At 55.3% G+C, this 18,236-nt stretch carries 16 protein-coding genes; 11 read left to right on the forward strand and 5 right to left on the reverse strand.

Translation table 11 applies throughout. The annotated features are described in order from the left end of the window. Positions 1-87: 87 nt before the first annotated feature. Positions 88-2,769, forward strand: a complete 2,682-nt coding sequence (locus tag Q8W32_RS01920; protein ID WP_305413438.1) for a S8 family serine peptidase — start codon at positions 88-90, stop codon at positions 2,767-2,769. Between the two features lie 122 nt (positions 2,770-2,891). On the opposite strand, the gene Q8W32_RS01925 is transcribed toward Q8W32_RS01920, so the two are convergent. After that, the gene (locus Q8W32_RS01925; protein WP_305413440.1) at positions 2,892-3,749 is read right to left on the reverse strand and encodes an SDR family oxidoreductase; all 858 of its coding nucleotides are present in this window, start codon (positions 3,747-3,749) and stop codon (positions 2,892-2,894) included. A 107-nt stretch (positions 3,750-3,856) separates the two neighbouring features. Here Q8W32_RS01925 and Q8W32_RS01930 point away from each other — a divergent pair, with 107 nt between their 5' ends. The 7 genes from Q8W32_RS01930 (at position 3,857) to Q8W32_RS01960 (ending at position 11,584) form a co-directional block, all read left to right on the forward strand. After that, positions 3,857-4,297, forward strand: coding sequence for a helix-turn-helix domain-containing protein (locus tag Q8W32_RS01930; protein ID WP_305413441.1), 441 nt, complete (start codon positions 3,857-3,859; stop codon positions 4,295-4,297). Further along, positions 4,294-5,403 (forward strand): asparaginase domain-containing protein, encoded by a 1,110-nt coding sequence (locus Q8W32_RS01935; protein WP_305413442.1) that lies wholly within the window; start codon positions 4,294-4,296, stop codon positions 5,401-5,403. The genes Q8W32_RS01930 and Q8W32_RS01935 overlap by 4 nt, the downstream gene beginning before the upstream one ends. A 337-nt stretch (positions 5,404-5,740) precedes the next feature. Further along, complete coding sequence (locus tag Q8W32_RS01940; protein WP_303431070.1) at positions 5,741-6,208, forward strand: (2Fe-2S)-binding protein; 468 nt, start codon at positions 5,741-5,743, stop codon at positions 6,206-6,208. Next, positions 6,205-8,574, forward strand: a complete 2,370-nt coding sequence (locus Q8W32_RS01945) for a xanthine dehydrogenase family protein molybdopterin-binding subunit (protein WP_305413443.1) — start codon at positions 6,205-6,207, stop codon at positions 8,572-8,574. Before Q8W32_RS01940 ends, Q8W32_RS01945 begins: the two co-directional genes overlap by 4 nt. Positions 8,575-8,590: 16 nt before the next feature. Continuing rightward, the gene (locus tag Q8W32_RS01950) at positions 8,591-9,715 is read left to right on the forward strand and encodes an XdhC family protein (protein ID WP_370693665.1); all 1,125 of its coding nucleotides are present in this window, start codon (positions 8,591-8,593) and stop codon (positions 9,713-9,715) included. Beyond that, entirely contained in the window at positions 9,702-10,337 is a 636-nt protein-coding gene (locus Q8W32_RS01955; protein ID WP_305413445.1) for a nucleotidyltransferase family protein, read from the forward strand. The genes Q8W32_RS01950 and Q8W32_RS01955 overlap by 14 nt, the downstream gene beginning before the upstream one ends. Positions 10,338-10,522: 185 nt before the next feature. Continuing rightward, entirely contained in the window at positions 10,523-11,584 is a 1,062-nt protein-coding gene (locus Q8W32_RS01960) for an alkene reductase (RefSeq protein ID WP_305413447.1), read from the forward strand. 3 nt (positions 11,585-11,587) lie between these two features. Here the strand turns inward: Q8W32_RS01960 and Q8W32_RS01965 are convergent, their stop codons facing one another. Then, a complete protein-coding gene (locus Q8W32_RS01965; protein WP_305413449.1) occupies positions 11,588-12,226 on the reverse strand; it encodes a LysE family transporter in 639 nt (212 codons plus the stop codon). 195 nt (positions 12,227-12,421) lie between these two features. Here Q8W32_RS01965 and Q8W32_RS01970 point away from each other — a divergent pair, with 195 nt between their 5' ends. The 3 genes from Q8W32_RS01970 (at position 12,422) to Q8W32_RS01980 (ending at position 14,348) form a co-directional block, all read left to right on the forward strand. After that, positions 12,422-12,961, forward strand: coding sequence for a sigma-70 family RNA polymerase sigma factor (locus Q8W32_RS01970; protein WP_305413451.1), 540 nt, complete (start codon positions 12,422-12,424; stop codon positions 12,959-12,961). Positions 12,962-13,103: 142 nt separating this feature from the next. Beyond that, complete coding sequence (locus Q8W32_RS01975; RefSeq protein ID WP_303431078.1) at positions 13,104-14,099, forward strand: permease; 996 nt, start codon at positions 13,104-13,106, stop codon at positions 14,097-14,099. Between the two features lie 12 nt (positions 14,100-14,111). Beyond that, positions 14,112-14,348, forward strand: coding sequence for a thioredoxin family protein (locus tag Q8W32_RS01980; protein WP_303431079.1), 237 nt, complete (start codon positions 14,112-14,114; stop codon positions 14,346-14,348). A gap of 121 nt (positions 14,349-14,469) precedes the next feature. Here Q8W32_RS01980 and Q8W32_RS16560 read toward each other — a convergent pair whose 3' ends face one another. From Q8W32_RS16560 to Q8W32_RS01990, 3 genes are all read right to left on the reverse strand, one after another. After that, positions 14,470-14,655: an ATP-binding protein gene (locus Q8W32_RS16560; RefSeq protein ID WP_370693315.1), complete on the reverse strand. Its 186-nt coding sequence runs from the start codon at positions 14,653-14,655 to the stop codon at positions 14,470-14,472. A gap of 82 nt (positions 14,656-14,737) precedes the next feature. Continuing rightward, positions 14,738-16,120 carry a P-loop NTPase fold protein gene (locus Q8W32_RS01985; RefSeq protein ID WP_305413453.1) on the reverse strand — a complete coding sequence of 461 codons (1,383 nt, stop codon included), beginning with the start codon at positions 16,118-16,120 and terminating at the stop codon, positions 14,738-14,740. An 82-nt stretch (positions 16,121-16,202) separates the two neighbouring features. Then, positions 16,203-18,197, reverse strand: a complete 1,995-nt coding sequence (locus Q8W32_RS01990; protein WP_305413456.1) for an RNA-binding domain-containing protein — start codon at positions 18,195-18,197, stop codon at positions 16,203-16,205. Positions 18,198-18,236 lie beyond the last annotated feature (39 nt).

Below are 18,236 nucleotides of genomic sequence, written 5' to 3' on the forward strand. Positions count from 1 at the left end.
TATGCTTGATGACTTGATATCCCGATCCCAGCGTTCACGCCCGACCTGTTGCCCAATCACCAGCCAACGCACCACCCGGAGAAAGTTATGCAGCCCCGACGTTTATCCCTTTATTTGATCACGCTGGTCGCTGCCATCGGTTCCCTGCCGGGCTGCGGTATCAGTGAAGACAGCACAACGAGTACTGACACAGGAACAGACACAGGAACAGATACAGGGACAGCCACCTATTCGGTCAGCGGTACCGTCAGCGCTGCCAGCAATACGGCGGTCGATAGTGACATCAACGATATCTACGCCGATTACAGCAGCAATAATTCGCTCGAGACTGCACAGGCCATCACCAACCTGGTGACAGTCCATGGCTTTGTTACCCGTTATGGGACCCGTGGCGCGGTATCGGGAGAGTCTTCACTGGAGCGTTTCAGTAACAGCGGCGACCAGAACGACTATTACAGCGTCAGCCTGCAAGCCGGCCAGCGTATTGTTGTCCATGTGGTCGATGACAACAGCAACGACAGTGCCTACTACAACGGGGATGTGGACCTCCAGCTGATTGATGAAAACGGCGATAACGTTGCCTCCTCCATCACAACATCAACCTACGAGACCCTGACGGTACCCGAAAGCGGCGACTACTATATTCGTGTGTATGCCTATTCCGGCACCAGTAAATATGTGATGTCGATAGCCACTTCGTCGACGTCGACCGGAGCCAGCACCGCCATCGGTAATGATTTTGTCAGTGGCCAGATGCTGATCCAGATGCAGCCAGACAGCCAGCTTTCCGCCAGCAACCTGATCAGCAACAAACTGCCCAGCAGTGGCCTCAAGACCTTGTCGACCAGCACCGAGGGCAAGCAACGTCCGGCGCTGATGAATTTTGATGCTTCCGACAGCAGCGTTATGACTCTCGCAGCCAACGCTTCGCAGCACCCGGCCGAAAGTGGCAACTACCAGGAAAAATTTGCCACTCTGATGGCGGTCAAACAGGTCGCTGAACAGGATGATGTCTTACTGGCCGAGCCGAATTACTGGCGCACCGCCTTCGCGACGCCAACCGACCCTCGCTACAACGAACAATGGCACTACACCGCCATCGACCTGCCGCTGGCATGGGAGCTGACCACTGGCGAACGCAGCGATGGCATCGATGTGATTGTTGCCGTCGTGGATACCGGCGTCTATCTCAGTCACAGCGATCTGAGCGATCAGCTGACCAGCGACGGCTACGATTTTATTTCCTCAAGCAGCAATTCGAACGACGGCGATGGCATCGACAACGACCCGGATGATCCCGGCGATAGCACCACCACCGGGTTCAGCTCCTGGCACGGCACTCATGTCGCCGGTACGCTGGCCGCAGCGACCAATAACGACCTCGGTGTCGCCGGTATTGCCTGGGATGCCAAGGTCATGCCGATCCGGGCACTGGGCCTTGAAGGCGGTACCAGCTACGATATTCTGCAAGGGATGTATTACGCCGCCGGGCTCAGTAACGACAGCGGCACCGTGCCAGACCAGACCGCCGATATTATCAATCTCAGCCTTGGTGGCAGCAGTTATTCAGTGGCAGAGCAAAGCGCCATCACCACCATTCATGATGCTGGCGTTATTATTGTGGCCGCCTCGGGCAATGATGGCAGCTCCAGTGTGAGCTACCCCGCCGGTTACGACAATGTGATCGCTGTCGGTGCCACCAATGCCGACGATGACATTACCTATTATTCCAATTATGGCAGCCACCTCGACCTCGCGGCACCTGGCGGTAACATTAATCAGGACCTCAACAACGACGGCTACCAGGACGGTATCCTCAGCACTCTGGTCAACGACAGCACTGGCAGCCGCCGAAGCAGCTACGGTTATTACAACGGTACTTCCATGGCGACCCCACACGTTGCGGGTGTGATCGCCCTGATGAAAGCTGTTTATCCGGATTTGAGCCCTGACACGCTCGATACCCTGATCAGCAGCGGCAGTATCAGTGATGACCTTGGTGACAGTGGCCACGACAACTACTTTGGTTATGGCCGCATCAATGCCCTGAAAGCCGTCAACGCCGCCTGGGAACTGGCCAACAATGGCGTCGTCTCGCTCCCGGCCTTGCTGCAGACCAGCCCGTCAGTACTGGTGATTGGTACGGACGACAGCGCCAGCTTTACCCTGTCCAATGTTGGTGGTGGCGAACCCAATATCACCAGCGTCAGCGCCACCAGCAGCTGGCTGACCGTGACTCCGGACAGTGTTGATGACCAGGGCTTTGGCAGTTACCTGGTGAGCGTAACACGCACAGACCTCGCCGACGGCTACTACACCGACAAGATCACCATCACCAGCGATACCGGCAGCAGTACGACGTTAACGGCCAATATGACCGTTGGTACCGTCACCGGGGATGGCGAGCTGACCATTCAATACGTGCTGTTTCTCGACAGCAGCGGCGAGGTGATCGAAGAAGCCATCACCAACAGCGATGGCAGTTTCTCGGCCAACGTCAGCGCAGGGGATTATCTGCTGTACGCCGGTTCGGATGTGGATGTCGACTACGTTATTTGTACCGATGGCGAAACCTGTGGTGCCTATCCAACCCTCAACAACCCGGAAACCGTGACCGTGAGTGATAGCCCGGTGAGCGGACTGGCCATGACGGTATCGATTCAGGCTCCGACCGTGACCAGCACCAGCACCGACAGTACCAGCTCGGCATCCACCTTGCTGCAACGCAGCAGCAGCCTGGCCCGTCAGCGATCCCTCATGCTCCCGTGAGAGCAGCGCAACCGCAGAGGCCCTGTCCTCTGCGGTTGGCAGGCTTTATGGCTGTTGCGGTATTCCAGTAACCCCAGGTACAGCCCGTGTTGCCACGCCAGAACGTGACAACGCAAGGCCGACTACACAGCCAATGCTACCTTGACCATCTCTGCCAACGGTGTGGTCGGACGTCCAATCAGTTGACTCAGGGTTTTGCTGTCATCAAACAACCCGCCTTTTGATGCGCCGGTATCCGACTCCGCCAGCAGGGTCGCGATATAATCGGGCAGACCAGCCCCCATCAGGGCCGCAGCGTAATCGGCTTCGGGCATATTCTGATACACAATGGTCTTACCAGTCTGGGTTGCAATCTCACTCGCCAGCGTGGTCAGCGTGTAGGCATCATCACCCGCCAATTCATAGACCTTGCCTGCCTGCGACGCAGCGGATGTCAACACAGCAGCGGCAGCAGCGGCGTAATCCGCTCGTGCTGCCGAGGCAATACGCCCCTCCCCGGCACACCCGAAAACTGCGCCGTGCTCCAGTGCCGTCGGCACGCTGGCGGTATAGTTTTCGGTGTACCAGCCATTACGCAGTAACACATACGGCACATTGGACTCGGCCAACGCCTGCTCGGTCTGCTGGTGCTCCAGAGCCAGCGGTAACGGTGACTCGGCAGCATGCAGAATACTGGTGTACGCCAGTAATCCAACCCCTGCCGCCTGTGCAGCAGCAATCACATTCTGGTGCTGGGGGAAACGCTGCCCCACTTCGCTGGAAGAAATCAGCAGTACCTTGTCAGCACCTTCAAACGCCGCTGTCAGTGCCGCTGGCTGGCTATAATCTGCCGCTTTCACGACCACCCCCAGAGCTGCCAGGTCGGCCACTTTTTCAGGGTTGCGTACCGCCGCCACAATCTCTGCCGCAGGCAGTGTTTGCAGCAATGCGTCGATCACCAGACGGCCCAGCTGGCCGGATGCACCTGTTACAACAATCATGATTATTCCTCTTTTTTAGTTGGCGATTATTCATCGAGTGACAACAGGCTAGCCCCAATGCTAACTTTAAGTAAGTACCAACAAAAAGGTAAGTATGGAAATACATCATGACAAAGACAGAATCGAGCACCTCTATCGACCAGGACCTCCCCCTTACCGAACAGTTAAGAACCGGCAACCTGTTCGCCAGCCCTTGCCCGTCAAGGGATGTACTCAAACACGTGTGTAGCCGCTGGGGGGTGTTGATACTGATCTCCCTGCGTGATGGAACACACCGGTTCAGTGAACTCCGCAAACGCATCGGGGGCGTCAGTGAAAAAATGCTGGCCCAGAGCCTGCAGGCACTGGAGCAGGATGGCTTTATTGAACGGATTGCCTATCCGGTGGTACCGCCTCATGTAGAATACAGCCTGACAACCAGCGGCGAAGAAATCGCACGCCTGGTGGCCACGCTGGCCGACTGGATCGAAGTGAATATGTCGCAAATTACCGCAGCACAACAGCAACACCAGAGCCGCCAGATCACCACTGACGAGAGTTCACGATGAACAAACGCCTGCTCATTATATATACCGGCGGCACCATTGGCATGGCGCTGGGGGAACAGGGTTACCACCCGGTCACAGGCTTTGGCGACCAACTGGGGCAATACCTGCCTGCCCATTGTTATCCGGCATTACCACTCTATGACGTACTGGAACTGGACACCCTGATCGACAGCGCCAATCTGACGCCAGCCGACTGGCTCCGGATCGCTCGGCCGCTGCAACAACACTGGCAGCAATACGACGGTTTTGTAATCTTGCACGGCACCGACACCATGGCTTATACCGCCTCTGCCCTGTCGTTTATGCTGGATGCCATCAACAAACCGGTGGTTATTACCGGCTCTCAGATTCCTTTGGTTGAAACCGATAGCGACGGCGTGGATAACCTCTGCCACAGTCTGTTACTGGCCGCCTCGGATGCCTTGCCGGAGGTTTATATTTGTTTCCATGGCCGGATTTTACGGGGCAACCGCAGTGTAAAGGTCAGCGCCACCGCCATGGCGGCCTTTGATTCCCCCAATTATCCCTGGCTGGGCACCGTCTCTTGTAGCGATAACGAGAACCAGGGTACCAGCACCGGCTGTCAATTTTCTCCGGCATCAGCACTTGTATCAGCACCGCTATCAACCTCTGGCATAACACCCTCAGCCACCCCGTTACCGCTCCACAAACCAACAGGGCCAACAACACAGTCCCTGCCAGAATTTCAGCCCGACGCTGTTACGGTGCTGACGCTGTACCCCGGAATCAGCGCCGGGATGGTTCAGGCCGTTGTGGATTGTCCGGCGGTAAAAGCCGTGATCTTGCGCAGTTACGGCATGGGAAATCCCCCCGACAATAATCAGGCTCTGATCGATGCACTGGCAGACGCCAGCCAGCGCGGTGTGGTGATTCTGAACCTGACTCAGTGCCAGCATGGTCGAGTGATCCAGGGCACCTACGCCACCGGGGCAACACTCAATCGCATTGGGGTGATCAGCGGTGCCGACCTGACGCTGGAAGCGGCCTTTGCCAAATTACACTGGCTGCTGGCAAGCGGTTGCAGTGCCGACACCATTCGAGCTCACATCGCGGTTGCCATTTGCGGTGAATGTAGCGAAGCCTGAACCCCTGTGAACTGACGGGGTACTGGTCAATCACCAGGTATCCCGGCCCTTATGCTTGATACAGGCACAGTCCTCTCGATCCTCTTAACAGATAGCCCGGTTTGCAATCAAAGTGATCGAACGACAGTTCATCAAACCGTCCTCTATGCAATAAAAACCACACAGTTTTATACGAACATAGATCAATAAATGACATATGTGGCCATTTTTGAACACTTGATCACTATCTTCGTCATACCGATCGCAGCTGCTCCATGCCATTTCTGTCCGACTCGCCATGGCGCCTGACCAGCGTGTAAAGCTCACTGTTTTTAATGAACTTGTATAGGGACCCAGCATGATCTCTCTGACCATCAATGGCACACCACAACAGCTGGAGGTAGCGGCCGATACGCCGATTCTCTGGGTGTTGCGCGATACATTACAAATGACAGGCACACGGTTTGGTTGTGGCATGGCGCTGTGTGGCGCTTGCACCGTCCATCTCGATGGCAACCCGATTCGATCCTGCGCAACGCCGGTCAGCTACGCGGCGGGCAAACACATCACTACCATCGAAGCGATGGAAAATGATGCCGTTGGCCAACGAGTGCAGGATGCCTGGATGGACGAAGCCGTTGCCCAGTGTGGCTACTGCCAGTGTGGTCAGATCATGAGTGCGGTAGCCTTGCTGAAGTCCAACCCCAAGCCCACCGACAAGGACATCACCAATGCCATGAACGGCAATATCTGCCGCTGCGGCACTTACCCGCGTATTCGCAAGGCCATTCACCGTGCAGCGTTATACACGGAGGTAAAGGCATGAGCACCTCAACCACAACCGACCCGTTATTGCTCGCCAATGTCAGTCGTCGAGGTTTACTCAAAGGTCTGGGAGCCGCTGGTGCACTGGTACTCGCTGCCCGCTGGGATCTGGCCGTTGCAGCCGAGGACGAGGCCCCAAAATACGGTGCCGATGCCATGCCCCATGGCTGGGTCGACAACCCCAATGTGTTTATCAGCATCGCTGTGGACGGCTCAGTCACTATCATTAACCACCGGGCCGAAATGGGTCAGGGTATCCGCACTAGTCTGGTGATGGTAATTGCCGATGAAATGGGCGCTGACTGGTCCTCTGTCAAAGTTATGCAAGCCGATGCCGACGAAGCCCGTTACGGCAACCAGAACACCGATGGCTCACGCTCCATGCGCCACTTTTTTGAGCCGCTGCGCCGCTGTGGTGCTGCCTCCCGTACCATGCTGGAACAGGCCGCCGCACAACATTGGCAAGTCCCGGTCAGCGACTGCACGACCACCGTCCATCAGGTAATTCATACCCCGAGCGGCCGAGCATTGTCGTTTGGTGAGCTGGCAACCACGGCCTCTGAGCTGCCGGTTCCGGAGCGCCAGTTCCTGCGCTTGAAAACCCGGGAGCAGTGGCGCTACATCAACAAACAGCCCGATCAGTTGCCACCGGGCACTACGGAAAAAGCCGGTCAGCCAATGGCCATTGATGGCCGCGATATTGTCTCTGGCAAAGCCATTTACGGTGCCGATGTTATCCTCGACAACATGCTGTTTGCGGTGATTGCCCGACCACCGGTATACGGTGCCAGTATCCAATCAGTCGACGATAGCGCCGCCTTACAGGTGCCCGGCGTGGTCAAAGTCGTGCAGCTACCCACCGCCAGCATCGCTTCGGCCTTTTCGCCATTGGGTGGTGTGGCCGTCATCGCAAACAGCACCTGGGCGGCACTCAGTGGCCGCAAGGCGCTGATGATCACCTGGGACAACAGCAGCGCCGGTGATAATGCCGCTTACGACTCCGTTGCCTTCAAAGCAGCGATGGAAGCCGAGTCATTAAAACCCGGCAAAGTCGTCCGTACCCAAGGAGATATCCAGCAAGCACTGAACAGTGCCGACCAGCGCTTTGAAGCCAGCTATTATTCGCCGCATATGGCGCAAGCTCCGATGGAACCACCTGTTGCCATTGCCCACATCAAGGACGGTCGGGTCGAAGCCTGGGGGCCGGTTCAAAACCCGCAAGCGGCCCGTGATGGCCTTGCCAAACGTTTGTCTCTGGAAGCTGACAACGTCACCGTACACGCCACCTTGCTGGGTGGGGGCTTTGGCCGCAAAGCCAAGCCGGATTTCGTTTTTGAAGCCGCCGACCTGTCGCAAATCATGGACGGCCGTCCAGTCCGGGTGCAGTGGAGCCGGGAAGACGACTTGCACCACAGCTTTTTCCATACGGTATCGGTCGACCGACTCGAAGCCTCATTTAACAAAGAGAGCGAGGTCACTGGCTGGTTACATCGCTCGTTGTCACCCAGCATCAAGTCACTGTTTGGCCCCGATAGCGGCCACATGTCCGATATTGAGCTGGCCATGGGTGTGCGCAATATGCCGTTTGATATTCCGGCGATCCAGCAAGAAACCGGCGAAGCCATGGCCCACGTGCGTATTGGCTGGTTCCGCTCGGTGTATAACATCCCCCATGCTTTTGCGATCCAGAGCTTTGTTGCCGAGCTGGCTCATAAAGCCGGTAAGGATCACCGTGACTTTTTGCTGGAGTTGTTAGGGCCAGACCGTCAGATTGACCCGCGCAATCAGAATGAACCCTGGAACTACCGTGAAGACCCGATACGCTACCCGATCGATACTGCCCGCTACCGCGATGTCATCAAAACCGCAACCCGTAAAGCCAACTGGCCTGGCGGCACCCGTATTGCGGCACGCCGCGCCTTGGGGCTGGCGGTGCACCACAGCTTTATGTCGTACGCGGCGGTCGTGATGGATGTTGAGGTCAGCGAACAGGGTGAAGTCATCATTCACCGCGTCGATATCGCCTTTGACTGTGGCCCACAGGTCAATCCGGAGCGGATTCGTTCGCAGCTGGAAGGCGCCTGTGCCATGGGGGTCGGCATTGCCATGATGACGCAAATCACCGCCGGTGACGGCAAGGTACAACAGGATAATTTCCACAATTATCTGGTGCCTCGCCACAGTCAGGTGCCGAAAGAGATTCACATCCATGCGGTGAATGACCGCCTCGATGTGCCTATTGGCGGTGCCGGTGAACCTGGCGTACCACCGATTGCTCCGGCCTTGTGTAACGCCATTTTCGCCGCAACAGGCCAACGTATTCGCACCTTGCCAATTGCTGGCCAGCTGCGTACCGGCAACAGCTGAGGCGGCGCTTAATACCATGGTGATGCCGTATCTTGATCAACAGGTAGTGGCGCAGGCGCTGGACTGGTTACACAGCGGTGAACCTGTCTGGCTCTGTACCGTGTTATCAACCTTTGGCTCGTCGCCACGAGAGCCAGGGGCGATGATGACAGCCCGTATCAATACCACCCAACGGACCGAGCATCTCGGTTCGTTATCGGGTGGTTGTGTTGAAGAGGACTTTCTTGAACGTTTGTTCGATGGTGAGTTTACGCAACCGGCGACTGTACTGACCTACGGTGCCGGTGCTCAGGCTCATGCCAGCGCTACGAATACCAACGCGACTAATGCCAGTGCTGGAACCGAAGCCAAAGTCCAGTTGCCCTGTGGTGGCACCCTGGTGGTACTGGTCGAACACTGGCAACCCGATAACCCCCATACTCTGGCCCATGCTCAGGCGATGCTGGCGTGTTTGTCTGGTAGCCATCAAGCCATTCGTGAAGTGTGCCTGGACGCTGCCCGACCACCCACTCTGACGCCTATTCCGGACACCCAATCAACTCCGGACACCCACTTAACTCCCCTCTTAACTATGGACACCCATCGCTGTATCACGCCGCCACCAGCAATGGTCGGCCGGGTGCAACAGCTCGACCAGCTCATACGCCTCCACATCGGCCCAAGCTCGCGCCTGATTATTGCCGGGTTATCCAGCGTCGCCCATTGCTGCGCTGAATTTGCGGTCGCACTGGGTTATGAAGTGATTGTCTGTGAACCACGGGAAGAAGAACGCCTCGGTTTTCAGCTGCCGGGGGTTATCCTAGACACCCGTATGCCATCGGCGTTTATCCGCCAGGCCGGGCAGTGTCATGCCGCCACTGCGGTGGTGGCGATGACACACGACCCTCGTATTGATGACCTCGCCATGATGGCGGCGGTCAAAACCCCGGCTTTTTATATTGGGGTAATGGGTTCCCGCCACACCTCTGATGCCCGCGCCGCCCGGCTGATGCGCTCAGGTGGCTTGAGCAGCCAACAGGTGGAACGCTTGCATATGCCCATCGGCTTGGCGCTGGGCAGCAAAACTCCGGCTGAAATCGCCCTGGCGGTGATGGCCGATGTGGTGCGAGTGCAAAAAGGCCAGTCCCGTGACCAGCTCTGACCCAGCGGCCGTGCTCGGAGTGGTCATGGCTGCTGGTTACTCCCGCCGCTTTGGCGCGGAAGACAAACGCATGGCCTACTGGCCCATCACCGGCAGAACCTTGCTGGGCGAGACCCTCCACCAGCTGCAACAGGCATTAGCCAACCTGGTGGTGGTGATTCGGCCGGAAGACTCACCCCAAGCGCTGGGGATTCCTGGCGCTTGTCAGATCATCCATGCCCCCCATGCCGCACAAGGTCTGGGGGCCAGTATCGCCGATGCGCTGGACGTCATTCAGAGATCCGGCCAATGGCAGCAATCACACAGCCTCGCCCTGATGCTGGGGGATATGCCGACGCTGCAACCCGCCTCGGTGCGCCAGTTGCTGCCGTATGCCAGCGAGAAACAGATTGTGCGGCCGATCTATCAGGGCCAGCCGGGTCACCCGGTGGTGTTTGGTCGTGACTATTGGCCAGCGCTGCAGCAGTTATCCGCAGACAATGGCGCTCGGCAGGTGCTGCAGCACCATCAACAGCAGGTTCGCCGGGTTGCCGTAGCAGACCCCGGGGTGGTTCACGATATCGACACTGCAGCCGCATTAACCGCAGCCTTCACCGCAGAAAATCCGGCACCACGGTCATGAACCGCAGAATGATACGGAGCACGACAGAACACACTATTTGCCACAAAGCGGCATCTGACCGAATGGAATACACCTTTTTGCCGCAGTACCCCTGCCGTCCTGTTTTCTTGTGGGCGGTTATTGCATAGTCCTATCCGGTTATTATTTACCGCTTGTTCATCTCCACTTTGCAGGAGCATCACACCATGTCCAGCCTGTTCGACACCATCCAGATGGGTGATCTGGCACTCAACAACCGTATCGTTATGTCACCCCTGACCCGCTGTCGAGCACCAGGCCGTATCGCCAACGCCCTGATGGTCGAGTACTACCGCCAGCGGGCCAGCGCCGGGCTGATCATCAGCGAAGCCACCGCCATTTTGCCCATGGGGGTCGGCTATCCGGACACCCCGGGGATCTGGTCGGATGAGCAGGTCAAGGCCTGGCAACCCATTACCGAGGCCGTACATCAAGCAGGCGGTAAAATAGTTTGCCAGCTGTGGCATGTCGGACGGGTATCACACCCGCATTATTTGAATGGTGAAACGCCGGTATCTTCCAGCGCCGTCGCCTTGCGCAGCCACGTGCGATTACTGCGGCCCCAGGTCGATTACCCGGTACCGCGGGCACTGGAAATCAATGAAATTCCCGCCATTATCGAGGCCTACCGGACAGCCGCCCAAAACGCCAAAGCCGCCGGGTTTGATGGTGTCGAATTACATGGAGCCAACGGCTATCTGCCGGATCAGTTCCTGCAGTCCAGTACCAACCAGCGCACCGATGCCTATGGCGGCCCGATTGAGCACCGCGCCCGCTTTATGCTCGAAGCCACCGATGCCCTGATTTCAGTATGGGGAGCCAGCCGCGTAGGGGTTCACTTGTCGCCCGGATGCGACACCCAGGATATGGGCGATGACGACCCGGCAGCCACTTTTGGTTATCTGGTTGATGCCCTCAACCAGCGGGATATTGCTTTTATTTTCAGCCGCGAAGACCTCAACCAGACCGATGCTCTGACTCCCCAACTACGCAAACGCTTCAACGGCACCTGGATTGGCAATATGAACCTCAGCCCGGATAGCGCCAGCCAATTACTGGCCGACAACACGGTTGATGCTGTCGCCTTTGGCCGTGACTACATTGCTACCCCGGATCTGGTGGAGCGGTTACGCAACGGCAGCGCCTTGAACGAAGGGGACCACAACACCTATTACAGCCCCGGCAGTGCCGGTTATACCGATTACCCGACACTGGATACCGCGGACTGACGATTAACTGGCCCGATGCACGGTCGATAATAACGACGCAGCACCCACAAACATCACCGCAAAGCTGCGATTTAACAAACGCTGCTGACGCGGTGATTGCAAGTAACGTAATACTTTCGCAGCCAGGCCGGTGTAAATAGCCATCACCACCAGATCTACCGCCACCATGGTGATCAGCATAACGCCATACTGAAGTGGTAAAGCCGCCTCTGTATTCAGGAACTGCGGCAACACCGCCAGTATAAATACGATGGCTTTGGGGTTACTCATATTCACCAAAAAACCTTTCAGAACCAGTCTGGCTGGTGATTCACGCCGGGTGTCCCGGGCATGCTCCACCTCGTCATCCAGATTTGCCGGAGTGGCGTGCCATTGCAGCCAGCCCAGATAGACCAGATAGCCCACCCCAAACCACTTGATGAACTCAAAGGCCCAGGCAGACGTCGCCAGCACCGCACCAACGCCAGCCACTACCACCCCGATTTGTACAACCAGCGCCAGCTGTAACCCAATCACATTCCAGTAACCGTGACGAAACCCATACTGCAAGCCGCTCGACATCGACGCCACTGCCCCGGCGCCAGGAGAAAAACTGATCACCCAACAGGCAGTAAAAAACGTTAGCCAAATATCCAGTGCCATAACAACCTCTCAAACAAAATAACAAGCAAAACAGCCGGCCCAGACACAGAGTCCCTGCCCAGGTGACAAGACAACCCACGGGTGCAGGATGATGACGCCAACGATCGTCGAGTGGTAGCATATCCCGTCCCGGAACAACACGCGCCAGCGCCCGCCCCCCCCGCTGACACGGCTTATTGCACAGGGTAACCATCATTGGAATGTCTTTTACAGGCAATACGGCAGCACGAAGCAGAACTCAGGGCTTTTTTACGGCAACGAGTCACCGACAAAACGATCGCAGAAGACCTGCTGCAAGAAGTACTGCTGCGTACACTGCAACAAGGTGCCAGGTTCTGTGCCGTACAACAGCCCCGTGCCTGGATGTTTCGTGTTGCCCGCAACGTCATTATTGATAATCATCGCCGACAACATCCACTGAGCGAGTTGCCGGAAGATATACCACAGCCGGACTCGACCCCGGAGCTGGATGATATCGATCTGCTCTCGGAATGTCTGAGCCGTAATCTTGCCCGTCTGAATACCACAGACAGGGAGATACTGGAATATTGCGACCTCAATAACCAGACGGTGAAATCCTACGCCACCAGCGCAGGGATCAGCCTGTCGGCAGCCAAGGCCCGTCTGTTACGCGCACGCCAGCGACTGCGTCACTCGCTGGTTGAACACTGTCATGTCCAGTTTGATGAACAGGGCAAGGTTTGCAGCCATCGTCGGCCGTCGTCCTCCAACTGACGGCATCCGGCTTGAGCCAGAAGCCACAATCTGACCGCGGCATGATCCATAAGATATCAACCATAAACAGTTATAAAAAAAACCTGCATCCTTTTGCTGGCCCATGCGTCTTCAGTAACAGACACACGCAAGAGAGCGCACGATGTTCCAGATATTCACCGATTTCGCCAGCTGGTTGATCTACGACCTGCTGGGCTTCCTGCCCGAGACCAAACTCGGGGATGCGTTACATTTCTTTGTCGAAGACGTCAGCAAGATCTTTGCACTCTTGCTGGTGCTGATTTACATCATCGCCCTGTTACGCGCCTCGCTGAATGTCGAGCAAGTGCGTGATTATCTGGCGGGCAAAAATCGCGGCATTGGCTATCTGCTGGGTTCCGGCTTTGGAGCGATTACCCCGTTCTGCTCCTGTTCCAGTATTCCCGTGTTTCTCGGCTTTACCTCCGCCGGTATTCCGGTCGGGATTACCATGTCGTTTCTGATTACCTCCCCGCTGATCAACGAAGTCGCGGTTCTGTTACTGCTCAGCCTGCTGGGCTGGAAATTCACCGTCCTTTACGTCGTGGTCGGCATGATTGTGGGTATGCTCGGCGGGCTGTTTCTCGACAGCATCCGCGCCGAACGCTGGCTGCAGTCCTTTGCTGCCAAAGCGCTGGCAAATGGCCGCGCCCAACAAACCGGCAACGACAACTCAGCTGAAGTTCAAGTCATGTCATTCCATGACCGCCACCTGTTCGCCAAAACCGAGACCCTGGAGATTTTTGCCCGAGTCTGGAAATGGGTGATTATCGGTGTCGGTCTGGGCGCTGCGCTGCACGGTTTTGTCCCCGATGGCTGGATCGAACAGCACCTCGGCGCTGGCCAATGGTGGACAGTGCCTGCCGCCGTGCTGGTTGGCATTCCATTATATTCCAACGCCACCGGCGTCATTCCGGTGATGGAAAGCCTGATCACCAACGGCTTGCCGATTGGCACAACCCTGGCGTTTTGCATGAGCACCGTGGCTGCCAGTTTCCCCGAATTTGTATTACTCAAACAGGTCATGCAGTGGCGCTTGCTGGCGATTCTGTTCGCTATGTTGCTGGTGTCTTTTACTGTCATTGGCTGGATTTTTAACAGTGTGTTATTTCTTTTATAAAAGAGGTTGTCGATGAAAAACATCAAAGTACTGGGCACCGGCTGTGCCAAATGCAAAAACACCGTACAAGTGCTGGCAGACAGCGCCCAGGCGCTGGGAATAGAGGTCAAGATTGAGAAAATTGAAGACCTGCCACAGATTATGGCTTATGGCGTTATGTCGACCCCTGCGGTCGTTATCGACGAAACAGTCGTACACAAAGGTGGCGTACCCACTCAAGACCAGGCCACCCAGTGGCTGCAGGGCTAACCACCATCAAGGCCTGCCACGCATCACAGCCTATCTGATGGGTTCACCAACCCCAGATTAACGGCCTTGAGCGTGGCTTCGGCACGGTGACTGACCTGCAGAAACCAATTCCTGTGTCAGTTCACCTTCCTGAATAGCATCCATATAGATAGATACCAGCGCGCGCAACCAGCCAGCTCAATACATAAGCCAGCGCATTCAGCATGGTGATTTTACCAGCACCATTGTTACCAACCAGAACCGTCACGTTGGACGACCGTTTTTCTGTCGGGGCTAACAGAATATCCAGCGGCTCGAAGCTGCCCAATGTTGCGTAACTGAAAGAATTTAATTTCCATCGTTGATTCCAACAAGCCTTTGTTGCTGGTTTAACTCCGAATTCATATTTACTACCGGGATGACAGGCTTAACACAGAGAAAACCTCTTTGACAGGTTGCCAGATATCACTAAGAACACTTCTGTTTCCAAAATAGTAGTCAAAACCTTTTTTCCAGCATTCCTGAGAATCCTCGCTTTCGAACATAAAATGCTCGGCGTTGAATGCACTGTTCTGTACCAGCTGTAAACCGATGATCACAGCCAGCTTTCTGGAGTAATGGTATGTCTCCTCATTGTCAGGCAGCAGTGTCGGGACTCCCAACAACGGCGCGATAACATCAGCGTTTGTACACCCTGATTGAATATTGTCATACACATCGGGGCTAAAGCAGGACACAAAAACACCAAAGAGTCTTAACAACCGTAATCCAGCGGTTTCATCCGGTGCCAATCCCCGACTAAGTGAATGGTAAACCTCAAGATATCTCGTAAAAGTCTCAACTTGTCTCAGTGACAGCTGATTTACCTGAATTAACTCACTGGCAAACGTAAAGTACTCTTTGTCAGTTTGACCCAGTCCGGTACCTGCCAAGATCCCACTGGATGACACCAGGTTGGAGTAATGCTTAACAGAAGCCAACAACCGGTTTTCACCATAACCATAGCCGACACGCCCACTAACATCTGCAGGCAATCGGACACTGAATTTCAGGAATTTGTCGAGGTATCGCTGGGCATCCACCAAAGGCCCATAACGGTGGTTGATGGCGGCACGGAGTTGTTTGGTATTGGTCACCAACACAAATTTCACATTCACCACATCAAAGGTGTGTTTGATCACCTCCAGCATCTGTACAGCAAAGTCAGGTCGGCAACGATCCAGCTCGTCAATAAAGATGACAATCGGAGAATCTGCAGTAACCTGGTCGGCCAGCGTGGCTTGCAGGGCCTTGAGGTTCTGTTGGGCTTTTTCGTGATCCTTCAGAACGGCAGCCACCGATGCATCAATGGCCTTGTTTGCCGAGTCCTGAAGGTGTTTTTCCAAGCCATCGGCAATATCGTCGGCATTTTCCTTTAACACATGACTCACACTGGCCTTGAAAGCCGTTTGGAGGCCATAACGAACCACAGGAATGGCCTTTTGCAGAAAGGTTCTCTTCGCCTCTCCCTCGAGAGCCTCGCCTGCTACAGCCGCCAGAACGGTCATCAGTGGATCATCCGCATGATCTGCCTGAAACGCATCCACATAAACCAGCCGATACCTTCCGTGCTCCGATCTGAACTTGTGAATCAACTTCTGGCAGAACTCGGTTTTACCCGTACCCCAGTCACCATCAATCACCATGGGAGATATTCCAATCGGTGTCGTTAGCAGCGTGATCACCTTATCGGCAATGCCAACCCGCTTGAAGTCATCCCGAAATTCAAACGTCAGGTCTTCCTGTTCACTCATCAGGCCAATACCTCCTTATCAATGGTTACCCGCCGATTACCAGAGTCAGCGGCTGCATCCGGGCTTTCCTGTGAGCACTGGATTAATATCCGTCATCAACATTGTCTGTTGTCAGGGAAATACCCTGATCCCTTAACCACTGAATGCCTTTTGCCGTGGTCTGATAGGCCTGCTCTGGGTGGTTCACTACCTCGGGGAATCGGTAATCAATCAGTCCTTCTTTTTCCCTGAGTTCTCTCAGGTGATTATGTTTGAGAGACCGTTCTTCACGACTCAGTAGCTGAGCCAGTTCGTCTGCTTTATAGGGACGCAAGCCACATAGCCAGACAAGAATAAGCCAAAGTTTGTCTTTTCTTGCTTTTGGAGAAAGTTGTTTGATTTTCCCCTGAAGTGCTTCAGCCAGATCCAACTCACTTGTATTTGCCTCGAGGTCACTTGTATTTGCCCCGAGGTCACTTGTATTTGCCTCGAGGTCACTTGTATTTGCCTCGAGGTCACTTGTATTTGCCTCGAGGTCACTTGTATTTGCCGCTTCCTGACTTCCAAATAGAGACAATTCATCAGCATCAGATGTCCAATCAGCCAGCTGATAATAGGTTGCTGGTCCTGCGCCTCCCTTCACCAACAAGCAATGCTGATGATGCAACCTACCTAGCACCTGACTGGCCGCCAATGTATCCAGCCCGGTTACAGCACGCAGACCAGCGTTATCGACCGCACCGGTTTCCTTCGCCAGAATCAGGGCTCTGGCTTCATCATTCGTCAGTTGCAGCTGTTTGAACTGGCTAAGCCACGCCAGCTGGTCTTCACCCAACAGGTGATGCAGCAGGTATGTAGCCTGAAACTCATTGGCAATCACATGGCTGGAGAATACCGGAGCTGTCAATCCAACCTGCTGCAGCAGATTACGCATGGTACGAATCCCGGAGCCTTTGGTCTCCGCAAAACTCAGATCGTATAACACGGCAGCAATCACAGGGTTTCTCAGCTTTGAACCCATTTCACCTAACATGGCTTCTGGTTTGAGTGAATATCCTGCGTTACGGATGTCGATACGGTTACTGTAGCGCACCACCAGAATGGGCTGCTGCACCTGATAATCCCGATGCATCAGGGCGTTTACTACGGCTTCCCGAACAACCTTTTGCGGTAACAGTGGCTGATCACTGCGCTGGGTACTGCCTTCCGGTAGACGAAAGTGTTTGGGCAGATCATCCAGAATGGCGGCTTCCAGTTTGGGAATCAGACGCAGCAAGGGTTCACGCAGATCCAGTGTAGTCTGAAACCGCTGTTCCGGGTCTTCAACCCATTGAACGCCACTGCTGCGAACGTAATCAACCCGCACCGACGGCAACAAGCGGCGCAGTGCCAACGGTTTTCCCATCATTAACAAACCTGCCACATTCGGCAGCCACTCGCCGTTTTGTTTCTTGACCAGATTCAGTGCCCGCAACATCTCTTGATCGTTAGCCTGTAACTCCTCAGCATAAGGACGCACACGCGCACGCAACTGGCGATACAGTGCAATTACATCCGGATCGAGGTCATCCCATTCGGCATCAGGCAGAATTACCTGCTCAAAACCCAAGCCACTTTTGGCCAGCAGTAAAGGTTCCAGCTCGGACTGGGTACATTCGTAATCGCCGTTCAGACCGCGCCGCCAGACACCGGTTTTGCGCTTGTTCTTGCTATCGAATTTACCCTTGAATGTACTGGGTTTGGCTGCTGGCTCCAACTCGGGCACAAAGACCAGAATCAAGGTTTTTCCTTCAAGCTGAACAGCTTCTGCAGACACCGGGATACTCTGCTCAAACTGTTCACGGCAGTTGTTTTGCAACTGCCCTAACAGCTGATCGGTATTGCTGACACCGCACACATAAAACCGGTCGTACTGTTGGTCTGGCTCCGATACCCCTAACAGCAGGTAACCTCCACCCAGGCCCGGCTCGTTAGCAAAGGCGCAGATAGTTTGCATCACGGAACTGCCAATGTCCGAGCCGCGCTTGGCTTCAATACGCGTGCATTCATCCAGCAGTTGCAGCTGCTCCAGTAACTCTTCAGCGGTAAATTCGTTCATGTGTAATCCGTCTCCCTGTTACTGGGTTTTTACCCACCG

Origin of the sequence: Oceanobacter sp. 3_MG-2023, assembly GCF_030688925.1 — a bacterium.
Taxonomy (GTDB): Bacteria; Pseudomonadota; Gammaproteobacteria; order Pseudomonadales; family Oceanobacteraceae; genus Oceanobacter.

Excerpts from the sequence above, each read along its gene's own strand:
- Q8W32_RS01975 (WP_303431078.1), top strand. The coding sequence starts at position 13,104 with ATGTTCCAGATATTCACCGATTTCGCCAGCTGGTTGATCTACGACCTG.
- Q8W32_RS01925 (WP_305413440.1), bottom strand. The coding sequence starts at position 3,749 with ATGATTGTTGTAACAGGTGCATCCGGCCAGCTGGGCCGTCTGGTGATC.
- Q8W32_RS01920 (WP_305413438.1), top strand. The coding sequence starts at position 88 with ATGCAGCCCCGACGTTTATCCCTTTATTTGATCACGCTGGTCGCTGCC.
- Q8W32_RS01985 (WP_305413453.1), bottom strand. The coding sequence starts at position 16,120 with ATGAGTGAACAGGAAGACCTGACGTTTGAATTTCGGGATGACTTCAAG.
- Q8W32_RS01965 (WP_305413449.1), bottom strand. The coding sequence starts at position 12,226 with ATGGCACTGGATATTTGGCTAACGTTTTTTACTGCCTGTTGGGTGATC.
- Q8W32_RS01980 (WP_303431079.1), top strand. The coding sequence starts at position 14,112 with ATGAAAAACATCAAAGTACTGGGCACCGGCTGTGCCAAATGCAAAAAC.
- Q8W32_RS01990 (WP_305413456.1), bottom strand. The coding sequence starts at position 18,197 with ATGAACGAATTTACCGCTGAAGAGTTACTGGAGCAGCTGCAACTGCTG.
- Q8W32_RS01960 (WP_305413447.1), top strand. The coding sequence starts at position 10,523 with ATGTCCAGCCTGTTCGACACCATCCAGATGGGTGATCTGGCACTCAAC.
- Q8W32_RS01935 (WP_305413442.1), top strand. The coding sequence starts at position 4,294 with ATGAACAAACGCCTGCTCATTATATATACCGGCGGCACCATTGGCATG.
- Q8W32_RS01940 (WP_303431070.1), top strand. The coding sequence starts at position 5,741 with ATGATCTCTCTGACCATCAATGGCACACCACAACAGCTGGAGGTAGCG.
- Q8W32_RS01930 (WP_305413441.1), top strand. The coding sequence starts at position 3,857 with ATGACAAAGACAGAATCGAGCACCTCTATCGACCAGGACCTCCCCCTT.
- Q8W32_RS01945 (WP_305413443.1), top strand. The coding sequence starts at position 6,205 with ATGAGCACCTCAACCACAACCGACCCGTTATTGCTCGCCAATGTCAGT.
- Q8W32_RS01950 (WP_370693665.1), top strand. The coding sequence starts at position 8,591 with ATGGTGATGCCGTATCTTGATCAACAGGTAGTGGCGCAGGCGCTGGAC.